At 55.3% G+C, this 13,727-nt stretch carries 14 protein-coding genes; 4 read left to right on the top strand and 10 right to left on the bottom strand.

The genetic code is table 11. From position 1 onward, the window contains the following. Positions 1-159 precede the first annotated feature (159 nt). Positions 160-813, bottom strand: coding sequence for an RlmE family RNA methyltransferase (locus tag EV681_RS07645; protein WP_128395457.1), 654 nt, complete (start codon positions 811-813; stop codon positions 160-162). Between the two features lie 15 nt (positions 814-828). Between EV681_RS07645 and EV681_RS07640 the strand changes: the two genes are divergently transcribed. Next, positions 829-1,419 carry a YhbY family RNA-binding protein gene (locus tag EV681_RS07640; RefSeq protein WP_128395456.1) on the top strand — a complete coding sequence of 197 codons (591 nt, stop codon included), beginning with the start codon at positions 829-831 and terminating at the stop codon, positions 1,417-1,419. Positions 1,420-1,562: 143 nt separating this feature from the next. On the opposite strand, the gene greA is transcribed toward EV681_RS07640, so the two are convergent. Beyond that, positions 1,563-2,039, bottom strand: a complete 477-nt coding sequence (gene greA, locus EV681_RS07635) for a transcription elongation factor GreA (RefSeq protein WP_128395455.1) — start codon at positions 2,037-2,039, stop codon at positions 1,563-1,565. A 47-nt stretch (positions 2,040-2,086) separates the two neighbouring features. On the opposite strand from greA, the gene EV681_RS07630 reads away from it, so the two are divergent. Continuing rightward, the gene (locus tag EV681_RS07630) at positions 2,087-2,299 is read left to right on the top strand and encodes a hypothetical protein (RefSeq protein ID WP_128395454.1); all 213 of its coding nucleotides are present in this window, start codon (positions 2,087-2,089) and stop codon (positions 2,297-2,299) included. On the opposite strand, the gene EV681_RS07625 is transcribed toward EV681_RS07630, so the two are convergent. Further along, positions 2,294-3,655 carry a solute carrier family 23 protein gene (locus tag EV681_RS07625; RefSeq protein WP_130303644.1) on the bottom strand — a complete coding sequence of 454 codons (1,362 nt, stop codon included), beginning with the start codon at positions 3,653-3,655 and terminating at the stop codon, positions 2,294-2,296. The two genes, EV681_RS07630 and EV681_RS07625, sit on opposite strands and share 6 nt — an antisense overlap. A 151-nt stretch (positions 3,656-3,806) precedes the next feature. Here EV681_RS07625 and EV681_RS07620 point away from each other — a divergent pair, with 151 nt between their 5' ends. Next, positions 3,807-4,448: a histidine phosphatase family protein gene (locus tag EV681_RS07620; RefSeq protein WP_130303643.1), complete on the top strand. Its 642-nt coding sequence runs from the start codon at positions 3,807-3,809 to the stop codon at positions 4,446-4,448. Positions 4,449-4,532: 84 nt separating this feature from the next. On the opposite strand, the gene EV681_RS07615 is transcribed toward EV681_RS07620, so the two are convergent. The 5 genes from EV681_RS07615 to EV681_RS07595 all read right to left on the bottom strand — a co-directional run bounded on the left by EV681_RS07615 (position 4,533) and on the right by EV681_RS07595 (position 11,350). Continuing rightward, complete coding sequence (locus tag EV681_RS07615; RefSeq protein WP_130303642.1) at positions 4,533-5,285, bottom strand: SDR family oxidoreductase; 753 nt, start codon at positions 5,283-5,285, stop codon at positions 4,533-4,535. A 57-nt stretch (positions 5,286-5,342) separates the two neighbouring features. Then, positions 5,343-5,807 (bottom strand): bacterioferritin, encoded by a 465-nt coding sequence (gene bfr / locus EV681_RS07610; protein WP_130303641.1) that lies wholly within the window; start codon positions 5,805-5,807, stop codon positions 5,343-5,345. A 155-nt stretch (positions 5,808-5,962) separates the two neighbouring features. Further along, the gene (gene carB / locus EV681_RS07605) at positions 5,963-9,214 is read right to left on the bottom strand and encodes a carbamoyl-phosphate synthase large subunit (RefSeq protein WP_128395449.1); all 3,252 of its coding nucleotides are present in this window, start codon (positions 9,212-9,214) and stop codon (positions 5,963-5,965) included. A gap of 7 nt (positions 9,215-9,221) precedes the next feature. Continuing rightward, positions 9,222-10,376, bottom strand: coding sequence for a glutamine-hydrolyzing carbamoyl-phosphate synthase small subunit (gene carA, locus EV681_RS07600; protein WP_165392971.1), 1,155 nt, complete (start codon positions 10,374-10,376; stop codon positions 9,222-9,224). 107 nt (positions 10,377-10,483) lie between these two features. Continuing rightward, positions 10,484-11,350, bottom strand: a complete 867-nt coding sequence (locus tag EV681_RS07595; RefSeq protein WP_130303640.1) for a hypothetical protein — start codon at positions 11,348-11,350, stop codon at positions 10,484-10,486. 412 nt (positions 11,351-11,762) lie between these two features. Between EV681_RS07595 and tal the strand changes: the two genes are divergently transcribed. Next, positions 11,763-12,722: a transaldolase gene (gene tal, locus EV681_RS07590; protein ID WP_130303639.1), complete on the top strand. Its 960-nt coding sequence runs from the start codon at positions 11,763-11,765 to the stop codon at positions 12,720-12,722. A gap of 59 nt (positions 12,723-12,781) precedes the next feature. On the opposite strand, the gene recR is transcribed toward tal, so the two are convergent. After that, positions 12,782-13,393 (bottom strand): recombination mediator RecR, encoded by a 612-nt coding sequence (recR, locus tag EV681_RS07585; RefSeq protein WP_128395446.1) that lies wholly within the window; start codon positions 13,391-13,393, stop codon positions 12,782-12,784. Further along, complete coding sequence (locus tag EV681_RS07580) at positions 13,393-13,719, bottom strand: YbaB/EbfC family nucleoid-associated protein (RefSeq protein ID WP_014750146.1); 327 nt, start codon at positions 13,717-13,719, stop codon at positions 13,393-13,395. Before EV681_RS07580 ends, recR begins: the two co-directional genes overlap by 1 nt. Positions 13,720-13,727: the final 8 nt, after the last annotated feature.

Raw genomic sequence — 13,727 nt, 5'->3', positions numbered from 1 at the left:
GGTTTCCAAGCACTTTCCGTAATTTAATTACTGATATTGAAGGACGCAAGACGACCAGCACCACCGCCAACGGCGCTGAACCGCTGCTTGGCGCCCGCAACCGGCGGGAATACCTGAACTGGCCTGCCTGCCAGCGACACTGGCAGGATCGGCAAATAGCTAGAACTGGCGATTATCCGGATGTTTTAGACCGCGCCCCAGCAAGAAAGTTTCCGAAGACTTGTCGCGCGAAGCCTTGGGCTTGCGCTCTACGACCCGTTTGAAATGCTGTTTGAACATCTGCACGATCTGGGAAAATCCGCTGCCGTGAAATGCCTTGACGATAAGAACGCCATCGGGCGTCAGATGCTGCAGGGAAAACGCCATGGCCAGCTCGCATACATGCTGGATCCGGGCAGAATCGGCGGAACTGACCCCAGACAGGTTTGGCGCCATATCCGACATGACCAGATTGACCTGCTGCTCTCCAACCTTGTCGCTCAAGGCCGCAAGCACCGCATCGTCACGAAAATCGCCCTGGATGAACTCCACACCCGCAATAGGCTCCATGGGCAGCAGATCCAGCGCAATGACGCGGCCCTGCAACACTCCGCCCTCGCCAACGAGTCTTTCGCGCGCAACCTGTGACCAACTGCCGGGGGTAGCGCCCAAGTCGACTATAATATCCCCTTTCCGCATCAGTTTTTCCGAATCCAGGATCTCAATCAGCTTAAACGCTGCCCGTGCCCGATAGCCCTGCTGCTTGGCCATTTTCACGTATGGGTCATTGATATGCTGATGTATCCATTCTTTCGAGAATTTCTTTTTGGCCATTGCCCTGATTACCTTATGCCTACCCTAGAATTGACATCAAAAGAGCGCAGCGAACTACGCGCTGCTGCCCATCCGCTGAAACCGGTAGTCCTGATCGGTGATCAGGGCCTCACGCCCGCGGTGTTGAAAGAAATTGACATGAACCTCACCGCGCACGGACTGATTAAGGTGCGCGTTGCCGGAGATGATCGCGCCGCGCGTATAGCCATGCTTGACACTATCTGTGATTCATTATCGTGTGCCGCTGCCGGACACGTCGGCAAAACGCTTATTTTATATCGACACGGGTCACAAAACCGCCGTTGGGAACAAAAAGTCGAAGAACCCGTCGAACGCAGCCGCCGACTCCCCAATGAACCCCATACGCCGAAAAAGCTGCTGGCTGCAGGCAAAACCCTGAAAGACCGCAAGACACCACGCAAGGCGGCTCGAGGAAACGACGAGCTGGTCGGTACACCGGCACGCAAGCCGGCGCGGGCTCCTGCGGCACGCCCCGGCGGCACCGAGGCGCATGGCATCCCTCGCCGTGCGGGCAGCGCCCTGTCGCTGCGTGCTGGCCGACGCACTACGGCGGCGCCTCGCACCGGCCGTCGCGGCGGCAGATAACCGCTTGCCGTCAGACAAAAAAAGAAGCCGCAGGACTGTTTTCTGCGGCTTTTTTTGCTGCTATCGGTATATCAGCCTAGCTGAGCGACCGATTCCGGCTCGTGCCCTATGACACCCGGGAAGGTTGCATAACAATATGCAGTTTACTTGTACTCAACAGAGACAATTTCAAACTCTTTCTCGCCGGACGGCACAGTAACGACAACTACATCGCCTTCAGCCTTGCCAATCAGCGCTTTGCCGACAGGACTGGAAATGGAGATTCTGTTCAGCCGGATATCGGATTCAGCATCGCCGACGATCTGATAAGTCACGTGACTGCCGGAGTTCAGGTCTTCAATGCCGACCGTTGCGCCAAATACAATGCGCCCATCGACATCCAGACTGGACGGCTCGATGATTTGCGCGTTGGACAGGAGACCTTCCAGTTCATTGATGCGGCCTTCGACAAAACCCTGACGTTCCCGGGCTGCATCGTATTCCGCATTTTCTGACAGATCACCCTGCGCGCGTGCCTCAGCAATTGCCTGGATGACGCCAGGCCGCTCTACACTGATCAAGCGGTGCAATTCTTCTTCTAAGCGCTTCGCACCTTGCGCTGTTAATGGAATACCTGCCATATCTGTCTCAAAAAAGTAAAAACGCCCCCATTGCACGATGATGTGCCATGATGATGAGCGTGCTGTTGTGTTATAGACTTGACCAACGATGCCTGGCGCAAGCACAAAAGAATGGAAAAAACAAAAATAAACCCCGGCACTGGTTAATTAGTGCCAGGGACATCGTTATGACATTGTCTCCAATTCCTGAACAAAATGCAAGCATTCGGGAAAATGTTGCTAAAGTATTGAAAACAATTGAAAAAATTGCAGTTTTATAGGTTCTGTTCCTGGTCGAACGGGCTCTGGTCCGGTCCGGGCTCGGAGCGTTGCCGCAAATTGAGCAAGGCATACAAAATGATGGCGCCAAAGGTGGCGGTTCCAATGCCTTCGAGCTTGAAAGCCCCCAATTGCAGCGTAAAATTGCCGGCGCCCATCAGCAAGGTGACCGCTGCCACAATCAGGTTCCGGTTGTCGCCAAAATCAACCTGATTGACTACCCAGATACGGGCGCCGGCAATGGCAATCAGACCGAAAACCACCATGGAAACGCCGCCGAGCACCGGCCCTGGAATCGCATGGATCAGCGCGCCGAATTTGGGTGAAAAACCGAGGATGATGGCGATACATGCCGCCGCCACAAACACCAGGGTCGAATAAATCCGGGTTACAGCCATGACGCCGATATTTTCTGCATAGGTTGTCACGCCAGTGCCGCCGACGGCGCCTGAAATCATGGTGGCAACCCCGTCGCCAACGAAAGCGCGTCCCAGATACTGATCCAGATTTTGCCCGGTCATGGCGCTAACGGCACGGATATGGCCCAGGTTTTCAGCAATCAAAATGACGGCAACCGGCACCATTACTGAAATGGCCGACACGGTAAACTCGGGGGCAACCAACGTCGGCAAACCGAACCAGGCCGCAGCCTGCACACCGGAAAAGTCAATCGGCGCGCCCATACCGGCCACATTGGTTAGCAGCCAATAAATGACGCACGCGGCGATCAACCCCAGCAGAATCAGTAAGCGCTGGATCATGCCGCGTGTAAAAACGGCGACACCGGCCACGCACAATATGGTCATCAGGGCCATGAGCGCCTCGAAGGTAGTACCGGAGCCCATCGCGCCCTTGGCGGCAATAGGCGCCAGATTCAGGCCGATCACGGCAACGATGGCGCCGGTAACCACTGGTGGCATCAGCCGTTCGATCCAGGCCGAACCATTGCCCCGGCTGTTGGCGTACCAAACCAGCACCCCAACCAGCGCATACACCAAACCGCACACGATAATGGCGCCCAGCGCAACGCCGATGTTGGCATTAGGGCCACTGCCGGCGTAACCCGTGACGGAAATGACGCCGCCGATAAAGGCGAAACTGGAACCCAGATAACTAGGTACCCGGCCGGCGACGAAAAAGAAGAAGATCAACGTGCCGATGCCCGACATCAGCACGGCCAGATTGGCATCGAAGCCCATCAGCAAAGGGGCCAGCACGGTCGCACCAAACATGGCGACAACGTGTTGCGCACCCATTACCGCGGTCTGTGGCCAGGACAAACGCTCATCGGGTGCTACAATCTGATGATCCCGGGCCCGGTCAACCCGCCGCCAGATTGGAAAAAAAGGTCCACTCATTACTTTCCCCATTCAGATGTAAAGTCATATTTTGCTGGATATGCAGTGTACGACCTGACCGGTGCACAGAGCAAGCAAAACCGCGGCTGGCAGCAAGACCTTTATCCGTGATTTTCTATCCTTTACCCGACTCTCCTTCGAGCGCCCAACTATGTCACATACCGATTTCTGGATTATCCGCCATGGCGAAACCGACTGGAATGCCGAACGCCGCCTGCAGGGTTGGCGCGACATTCCGCTGAACCCCAATGGCATCGCCCAGGCCCAGGCCCTGAACGCGCATCTGCAAGGCTGTTTCAGCGACGCGACGCCCGCACACATTTATACGAGCGATCTGCAGCGGGCATACCACACCGCCCTGCCCTATGCCCAGTCGTGCAACAAGCCCATTCATCGCCTGCCAGGCCTGCGCGAACGCAATTACGGTATTCTTGAAGGCCAGCTCTGGTCAGAGCTGACCGGCTTTGATTCGGCACGCAATCACAACTTGACCATCGAACTGGACCAGGACGAACACAAGGCGGAGGACTTGGCGACCTTTTATGCGCGGATCAGGCAGACGCTGAACGCACTGGCACAAAAACATAAAAACGAAACCATCATGATCGTAAGCCATGGTGGTTCGATTGACATGATGTGGCGGGCTGCAGGCAAGCTGATGCCCGATGCGCCGCGCCAATTCACCCAACGCAATACCAGCATCAACCGCCTGCGAATTATCAATGATGACAGCTGGCAGATTGTGTCCTGGGCTGACACGAGTCATTTGCCACAAGTGGTAACCGAGGCATAAAGCTCAAGGCATAAAATTGTTCCGGTTACCAGTGCACCCACACAGCGATGGGTGCAGGTCTGGCCGAGCCATATGGGAAGGCGCCTATTGCCGGCGAGGCTTGCGACCGGCACGGCTCATCATGCGATCATAGAGTGCATTGGGAATGAAGCGCATCAGCCTGGCAACCAGCCCCATCTGCCATGGAATGACGGTATAGCGGCGGCCAAGAGCGATCGCCTGACCTGCGCGCTGCGCAAAAGCATCGGGCTTCATCAAAAACGGCATGGGATAAGGATTGTGCTGCGTCATGGGGGTATCAATGAACCCAGGCGCGATCGTCACGACTTTGACGCCGGTACCGTACAGATCAATGCGCAAACTTTCCAGGAATACCGTGGTGGCGGCCTTGGATGCACTGTAGGCGCTGGAGCCGGGCAGGCCCCGAATACCCGCAACGCTGCTGATTCCCACCAGGGTGCCGCTCCCCCGGCTTTGCATTCCGGGAATGAAGGGTTCAAAGGTGGCCCCCATGCCCAGCACATTGGTTTCAATAATTTCCCGAAACACTTCGGCATCTTCGACCATGCCATTGAGAATGCCAACACTGATGCCAGCATTGGCAATGACAATGTCCACCGGGCCATTAAGCAAAAAATCTGCAGCCGCAGCGTGCAGATCGGCCGCGTGCCGCACATCGCCCACATAGCATGCCGCCGGTTTTGACAACGACGACGATAGCACTTGCAGTTTGTCGCCCGAGCGGGCGAAAAGACCCAGCTGCGCACCGCGGGAGTCGTAATACCGGGCAAACGCCTCGCCCAGTCCACTACTGGCGCCACTAATAAAAACACGCATGTCGGTATGCAATCGCTATCGTGATATTAGAATTTCGAAATATTACAATCGAAATTATTACAGCTGTGATTGAAGATAGTTCTGCAGGCCGAGTCGTTCAATCAGGCGCAGTTGCTGCTCCAGCCAATGCGCATGATCTTCCTCGGTATCTTCCAGTTGCACACGCAACATTTCACGGGTTACGTAATCACCGGACTCTTCGCAAAGCGCAATGCCTTTTTTCAGATTGTCCCGAACTTCAAACTCGGTATCCAGGTCAAGTTGCAGCATTTCGGGAACGTCCTTGCCCACCCGGATATCTGCAGATACCATCTTGGGTGTGCCTTCCAGCAAAAGAATGCGACGAATCAGCGCATCGGCATGATCTGTCTCATCCTGCATTTCGTGACCGATGCGCTCGAACAGCTTGGTATAACCCCATTCATGGTACATACGTGAGTGAATGAAGTATTGATCCCGTGCTGCGAGTTCACCTGAAAGCAGAAAGTTCAGATAGTCTATGACTTTAGGATGGCCTTTCATTATGCTGCTCCTTGAAAGAATCAAACGTAAAACCCTATTTTAAGAGAGGTTTGCGCGGCGCATGCCTCATAAAGAAAAATTGCCAAATTTCACGAAGAAAAATGGCAATCGTTCTCATTATCTACACGCAATGGCCATGCGGCCCGACAACCGGCTTATACCTTCTTTGCCGAAGCCAGTCCGGCGTGCAAATCCTGTAGTGAATACACCTGAATGCCGTCCGAGTCGCGCAGATATTGCATGCCTTCGATTGCCGCACGGGCGCCTGCCAGCGTGGTAAAGAAGGTAACACGATCGGCCAGCGACTGCGTGCGGATGACGCGCGAATCAGAGATTGCATTGCGGCGCTCTTCCACGGTATTGATCACAAGTTGAATCTCACCGTTCTTGAGCATGTCGACCACGTGCGGACGCCCCTCAGTCACTTTATTGACCACCTGTACCTGTACGCCAGCCTCAATGAGTTTGGCTGCCGTACCGCGTGTGGCCACGACTTTGAAGCCCAGATTGACCAGACCGCGCGCCAGCTCCACCGCCTTGGGTTTATCCTGATCCTTGACGCTGAGAAAAGCAGTGCCGGTTTCCGGCAGCAGCACGCCGGCAGCCAGTTGGGATTTGACGAAGGCTTCACCGAAAGTGCGGCCAACGCCCATGACTTCACCGGTAGACTTCATTTCCGGACCCAGTATGGTGTCTACGCCAGGGAATTTGACAAAGGGGAAGACGGCCTCCTTGACGCTGAAGTAAGACGGCACCACTTCCTCGGTCACGCCCTGCTCGGCCAGCGACTTGCCGGCCATGGCACGCGCCGCGATCTTGGCCAGCTGATAGCCGGTTACTTTCGAGACAAACGGCACGGTGCGAGATGCGCGTGGGTTGACCTCCAGCACATAGACCTGCCCGTCCTGGATGGCGAACTGCACATTCATCAAGCCGCGCACGTTCAGTGCACGGGCCATCAGGCTGGTCTGCCGCTTGATTTCCTCGATCACGTCTGTTGAGAGCGAATATGGAGGCAGGCTGCAGGCCGAATCGCCTGAGTGTACGCCCGCCTGTTCGATGTGTTCCATAACGCCGCCAATGAACACCACCTCATCATCGGCCAGGCAATCGACGTCCACTTCCGTTGCATCGTTCAGGAACCGATCAAGCAGCACCGGAGAATCATTGCTGACCTTGACAGCTTCACGCATATAGCGTTCCAGATCGGTCTGTTCATGGACAATTTCCATGGCGCGGCCGCCCAGCACGTAGCTTGGACGCACCACCAACGGGTAACCAATTTCGGCCGCATGGGCAATGGCTTCCGCTTCGGTGCGCGCTGTCCGGTTCGGCGGCTGGCGCAGGCCGAGTTTTTGCAGCAGTTTCTGGAAGCGTTCGCGATCCTCGGCCACATCAATGGACTCGGGACTGGTGCCGATGATCGGGACACCATTGGCTTCAAGTGCACGCGCCAGTTTCAGCGGCGTTTGCCCGCCATACTGCACGATCATGCCCACCGGGCGCTCCAGATGCACGATTTCCAGTACATCTTCAAGCGTGAGCGGTTCGAAATACAGGCGATCCGACGTGTCATAATCGGTCGAGACCGTTTCCGGATTACAGTTGACCATGATCGTTTCATAGCCGTCTTCGCGCAACGCCAGAGCGGCATGCACGCAGCAATAATCAAACTCGATGCCCTGGCCGATGCGGTTCGGACCGCCGCCCAGCACAATGATTTTCTTTTTATCTGTAGGGTGTGATTCGCACTCTTCTTCATAAGTGGAATACATATACGCTGTTTTCGTGGCGAACTCGGCCGCGCACGTGTCCACCCGTTTGTAGACCGGGCGCACGCCCAGCTGATGGCGCACCTTGCGCACCTCGGACTCGGATACATCCAGCAAGAACGCCAGGCGACGATCAGAAAAACCGCGACGTTTCAGGCGACGCATGACGGTTTCGTTCAGGTCGGACAGCGTTTTCTGTTCAAGCTCCAGCTCGATGTCGACGATTTCCTTGATCTGCTCAAGGAACCAAGGGTCGATTTTCGTCAGGGAATGGACCTCGTCCAGGGTGAAGCCCTGAGCAAACGCATCGCCCACATACCAGATCCGTTCCGGACCAGGCTCGGCCAGTTCGACCTGCAGTTTTTCACGATCCAGCGTTTTCTGGTTCAGGCCGTCGACACCGACTTCAAGCCCGCGCAGCGCTTTCTGGAACGACTCCTGAAAGGTGCGTCCCATGGCCATGACCTCGCCCACCGACTTCATTTGCGTCGTCAGACGGGAATCGGCCTGCGGGAATTTTTCGAAGGCAAAGCGAGGTATTTTGGTGACCACGTAATCGATGGTCGGCTCGAACGACGCGGGCGTTTGCCCGCCGGTAATTTCATTTTGCAATTCATCCAGCGTATAGCCTACTGCCAGACGTGCCGCCACTTTGGCAATGGGAAAGCCCGTTGCCTTGGAAGCCAGCGCCGAAGAACGCGATACGCGCGGGTTCATTTCAATCACGATCATGCGACCGTTTTCCGGATTAACGGCAAACTGAACATTGGAGCCGCCGGTCTCTACCCCGATCTCGCGCAGTACCGCGATGGACGCGTTACGCATGATCTGGTATTCCTTGTCGGTCAGGGTCTGCGCAGGCGCCACGGTGATCGAGTCGCCGGTGTGCACACCCATGGGATCAAGGTTTTCAATTGAGCAGATAATGATGCAGTTGTCCGCCTTGTCGCGCACCACTTCCATCTCGAATTCTTTCCAGCCCAGCAGCGACTCCTCAATCAGCAGCTCATTGGTGGGCGAAGCTTCCAGGCCGCGACGGCAGATCGTTTCAAATTCCTCTGCGTTATAGGCAATACCACCGCCGGTGCCGCCCAGCGTAAAGCTGGGACGAATGACTGCCGGGAAGCCGCTGGTGCCCGCTTCTGCAGCAATACGCTTTTGCACTTCCCAGGCTTCGTCCAGCGTATGGGCCACGCCCGACTTGGCCGATTCCAGACCAATACTGGTCATGGCATCCTTGAACTTCAGGCGGTCTTCTGCTTTCTCGATGGCCTGTTCATTGGCGCCGATCATCTGGACGTTATATTTTTCCAGCACGCCGTTATGGGCAAGGTCCAGCGCGCAATTTAACGCGGTCTGTCCGCCCATGGTGGGCAGCAGTGCATCGGGACGCTCCACTTCAATGATTTTCTCTACCGCTTTCCAGGTAATAGGCTCGATATAGGTCACATCGGCAGTTTCAGGATCGGTCATGATGGTGGCCGGATTGCTGTTGACCAGAATGGTGCGGTAGCCTTCGGCTTTCAGGGCTTTGCACGCCTGTGCACCCGAATAATCAAATTCGCAGGCCTGACCAATAATGATCGGGCCAGCGCCGATAATCAATATGCTTTTTATGTCGGTACGCTTGGGCATGATATCTCTAGTTTTTTTCGCTCATGGAGCGGATGAATTTTTCAAACAGCACGATGATATCGTGCGGGCCAGGGCTGGCTTCGGGATGCCCCTGGAAGCAGAAGGCGGGACGGTCGGTCAGCTCAAATCCCTGCAGTGAACCGTCAAACAGGGACACGTGGGTAACGCGGGCATTGTCCGGCAATGTCTCTGCGTCTACGGCAAAGCCGTGATTCTGGCTGGTAATGTATACCCTTCCGCTCTGCACATCCTTGACCGGGTGGTTGGCGCCATGATGGCCGTTTTTCATTTTGATGGTGCGCGCATTGAGCGCCAGGCCCATGATCTGGTGACCCAGGCAGATCCCAAAGAGCGGGATTCTTTTTTCCATGACCACGCGTGCCGTTTCGATGGCGTAATCACACGGCTCCGGATCGCCGGGACCGTTGGCCAGGAAAACGCCGTCCGGGTTCAGAGCCAGCACATCGGCTGCAGCCGTCTGGGCAGGCACAACCGTGAGCCGACAGCCCAGATCAGCCAGGATGCGCAGAATATTGGATTTGACACCGAAGTCGTAGGCGACAACGTGGAAGCGATCCTGTGAGGGCTGGGTATAACCCTTGGTGCGCTGCCAAGTGCCTTCACGCCATTCTTCGCGCGCGGTGCGACTGACCACTTTGGCCAGGTCCTGGCCAGCCATACCGGCATAGGCTGCTGCCAGGGCGATGGCCTTCTGCTCATCGTCGCCGACAAGAATGCAGGCGCCCTGGGCACCACCCTCGCGCAAGCGACGGGTAAGTTTGCGAGTATCAATGCCGGAGATGGCAACAACACCCTGCTCCTTAAGATAATCGGGCAGCGACTGGGTGGCACGGAAATTGGAAAGACGACGCGGACAGTCCCGGACAACCAGACCGGCGGCATGAACCTGCGAAGATTCGACATCTTCAGGGTTGATACCCGTATTGCCGATATGCGGATAGGTCAGCAGAACAAGCTGGTTGGTGTAGCTGGGATCGGTAAGGATTTCCTGGTATCCGGTCATGGCCGTATTGAACACCAGTTCGGCCACACTATGGCCGTTTGCCCCGATGGATATTCCCTTGAAAATCGTGCCATCTGCCAGAGCCAGAATTGCGGTGGGAAATTGAGGATTATCCTCGAATATGGAAGACGTGAGCACGCAGAACCCCAAAAATTTGGTATCGATAAGTAAACCTTTCTATTATACAGAGTAAGGCTTGACGATAGAAAAAACTTAGGGGTAATTTCGCAAGAAAACCAGACGAACTACTGGCTCTCAACCTCAAACGCATGCGCGAGCTTGCTGCGATCCTCTATAACCAGAAAGCGCAGCATTTCCCGGTAGCTGTTGTCCTGATAGCTCAGGATCCGTACCCGCGTACCGCGACTTTCTTCCAGATAACTGAAGATAATGGGATGGTTATTACGACGCAGGTTGCCGATCTGCATGGAGCTGGCGCGCAGATCCACCACAGCACGCCAGTCCTTGCCACCGTCGTTCTCCAGGATCCAGCTTTTGCGCTCTCCGCTGTCGGCCTTGCATTTGACCAGCACGTAGGCCTTGCCCGATACTTTCAGATTGGTGCTGAAAAAATCAAGGTCATCAATACCGCCACCCCCACAGAATTTTTGCTGGCCAGGCAACGGCAGATCCAGACCGCGCAAAGACAGTCTGGGCAGCGACAGCAAGGCGCCTTCAACGCTAATGGGCTGATCATCTATTCCATAGACCGGCGTGCGATCAAGGTTGGTTTTGGCCCAATCGACCATGGCGGGCAGTTTATCGCGCAGGCACCTGAGGTCGCGGCAAGCAAGCAGCGTCCGGTTACGGTTTTGGATAATGTCCGCCATGACCAGCGGCCTGTCGGTTTTGGCAAGCAGCGCCGAACTGTTGTAAAGCCAGTCAGCCAGATTGCGGGCAATGGTTGGGTCCTTGCACAAATTGGCCGGCCACTGCTTTACCGCCTGCTGCAATTGCAGGGCAGCACCGGCGCCAAATTGATTGCGGACTTCAGTTTCAGGCAGACAGGGATTCAGGGAAATTTCCTGTTGTGCGGAACCGACCCCTACGAAGGGATTTGCGAACGAGATTATCTGGCTGGATGCGACTGGTAGATACGTACCTGACATCACAGCGAGCCCCGTCAGCAATATTGCCCTGCACCACTTGACAAGCATTCTGCCCTTAACCCTTTCCTGTACAGTTTTGAATGGAATAAAAAAACTGGACGACCCAAGCCGTCGCAATAATCACATTTACAATATTTTCAAGCGCGTTTGTATCCGCGTCGCTTGCGGTGTGGAGCTATGGACACCGTCAGCGCAGGGCACCCACCGCCGGTTTTGGCCGGCAAAACCAGATGACAATATGTGTCAGGCGACCGCTATTCGAATCTTGCCTGTATATTGCGGGTAATATACACGTATCCGTAAGATTTTGAAATAATCAACTGTTAATTTACAATTTTTCATCGAGCCGGAAAGGAGCAATGGTTTGCAGGAAACGGCAAATATGCTACCACTGGCCGTGCAGGAAACATCTCACATGAATCAACTTGATCAACTCAGAAAATTCACAACTGTGGTTGCCGATACGGGTGACTTCGAAAGCATGCGTGAGCACAAGCCCACCGATGCAACCACCAATCCCTCACTGATTCTCAAAGCCCTGTCCAAGGACGCCTACCGTCCGATTCTACAGGACACACTTGACCGGTACCCCAAGGCAACACCAGCAGATACACTGGACCATATTCTGGTTGAATTCGGCCGGCGGATTCTTGAGATCGTGCCAGGACGAGTATCTACAGAAGTGGATGCGCGCCTGTCGTTCGACACGGAAGGCACGGTAGCCCGAGCGCACCGCATTATTGAGCTGTACGACCAAGCAGGCGTGGATCGCAAGCGTGTATTGATCAAGATCGCATCCACCTGGGAAGGCATTGCCGCCGCGCGCATCCTGCAAAAAGAAGGGATTGCCTGCAATATGACACTGCTGTTCTCCCTGATCCAGGCGGTGGTCTGCGCCGACGCCGGAGTGACGCTGATTTCACCCTTTGTCGGCCGCATTTACGATTGGCATAAAAAAGCGGCTGGCAGCAGTTGGGTAGAAGCGGACAACAGTGGAGCAAACGATCCCGGCGTGCAATCGGTCACCCGGATCTATCAGTACTATCGTCGACATGGCATCAACACCGAGATCATGGGCGCGAGCTTTCGCAATGTCGGGCAGGTACTGGCGCTGGCTGGCTGCGACCTGCTAACCATCAGCCCGGAACTGCTGGGCGCACTGGCCGCAACCGACGGCAGCGTCACGGCGCACCTGCATGAATCAATGGCGGCCAAAGCCAATATCGACTCCATTGCGCCGGAAGAGAAGAACTTTCGTTTCCTGCTCAATGAAGATGCGATGGCCACGGAAAAGCTCAGTGAAGGCATACGCACCTTTGTGGCAGATGCAATCGGTCTGGATACATTGATCGAAGCGTCTCGCAAAAAAGGATAAGCAGCAGCCCGGCCTCTTTGAATGGCAAGGGCGGTAACATATCGCCTTTGCCGCGCCGACTATTGCGCGCCGCGCCGCTCCATAAATGCCCAGGCAATGGTGCCGGCATCAACATATTCCAGTTCGCTGCCCGTGGGTATGCCGCGCGCAATGCGTGAGACCTGCAGCCCTTTTTCACGCAGAATTTCGGTCAGATAATGCGCAGTGGTCTCCCCTTCTGCTGTGAAATTGGTCGCCAGAATCACCTCGGTGACCGTGCCATCCATTGCGCGTTTGAGCAGTCTTTCGAAATTCAGCTGGGCCGGCCCCACGCCCTCGAGAGGTGCAATTCTACCCATGAGCACGTAATACAGACCCTGATATCCATGACTGGCCTCTATCATATTTTGATCGGCCGGCGTCTCTACTATGCACAACTGGGCGGCATTGCGCTTCGGATTCAGACAAGTTTCACAGATGTCATTCTGGGAAAATGAGTTGCAGCGAGCGCAATGCCTGATATCGTTTACGGCAGTACTGAGTGCGCGGGACAGCTGATCGGCACCTGCTATATCGTATTGCAACAAATGATAGGCCATACGTCGCGCCGAGCGCTGACCGACGCCGGGAAGGCGACGCAGCGCCTCGATCAGCGCACTCAGCGGCTCAGGTTCAGGCAGTATGTCGCGCATCAGAAGGGAAATTTCATTCCTGGAGGCATGGGCATGCCAGCGGTCACGCCGGACATTTTTTCCTGTGTTGTTGCCTCAGCCTTGCGCAGGGCGTCATTGAACGCGGCAGCAACCAGATCTTCAAGCATGTCCTTGTCGTCGCCAAGCAGTGCAGGATCAATGGTGACACGTTTGACATCATGACGACAAGACATGGTGATTTTAACCATGCCGCCGCCCGACTCCCCGTCGACCAGAATATCGGCCAGGGCATCCTGCGCCTTTTTCATATTTTCCTGCATTTGCTGGGCCTGCTTCATCAGACCGGCCAATTGATTCTTCATCATAATGAATA

The organism is Advenella incenata (assembly GCF_004217095.1).
GTDB lineage: Bacteria > Pseudomonadota > Gammaproteobacteria > Burkholderiales > Burkholderiaceae_B > Advenella > Advenella incenata.
Note: the sequence above shows the minus strand (reverse complement) of the source record. Positions and strands in the feature narration are given on the sequence as shown.

Coding starts and splice junctions, on each gene's coding strand:
- EV681_RS07645 (WP_128395457.1), bottom strand. CDS start 813: ATGGCCAAAAAGAAATTCTCGAAAGAATGGATACATCAGCATATCAAT.
- EV681_RS07640 (WP_128395456.1), top strand. CDS start 829: ATGCCTACCCTAGAATTGACATCAAAAGAGCGCAGCGAACTACGCGCT.
- greA (WP_128395455.1), bottom strand. CDS start 2,039: ATGGCAGGTATTCCATTAACAGCGCAAGGTGCGAAGCGCTTAGAAGAA.
- EV681_RS07630 (WP_128395454.1), top strand. CDS start 2,087: ATGATGATGAGCGTGCTGTTGTGTTATAGACTTGACCAACGATGCCTG.
- EV681_RS07625 (WP_130303644.1), bottom strand. CDS start 3,655: ATGAGTGGACCTTTTTTTCCAATCTGGCGGCGGGTTGACCGGGCCCGG.
- EV681_RS07620 (WP_130303643.1), top strand. CDS start 3,807: ATGTCACATACCGATTTCTGGATTATCCGCCATGGCGAAACCGACTGG.
- EV681_RS07615 (WP_130303642.1), bottom strand. CDS start 5,285: ATGCGTGTTTTTATTAGTGGCGCCAGTAGTGGACTGGGCGAGGCGTTT.
- bfr (WP_130303641.1), bottom strand. CDS start 5,807: ATGAAAGGCCATCCTAAAGTCATAGACTATCTGAACTTTCTGCTTTCA.
- carB (WP_128395449.1), bottom strand. CDS start 9,214: ATGCCCAAGCGTACCGACATAAAAAGCATATTGATTATCGGCGCTGGC.
- tal (WP_130303639.1), top strand. CDS start 11,763: ATGAATCAACTTGATCAACTCAGAAAATTCACAACTGTGGTTGCCGAT.
- recR (WP_128395446.1), bottom strand. CDS start 13,393: ATGCGCGACATACTGCCTGAACCTGAGCCGCTGAGTGCGCTGATCGAG.
- EV681_RS07580 (WP_014750146.1), bottom strand. CDS start 13,719: ATGATGAAGAATCAATTGGCCGGTCTGATGAAGCAGGCCCAGCAAATG.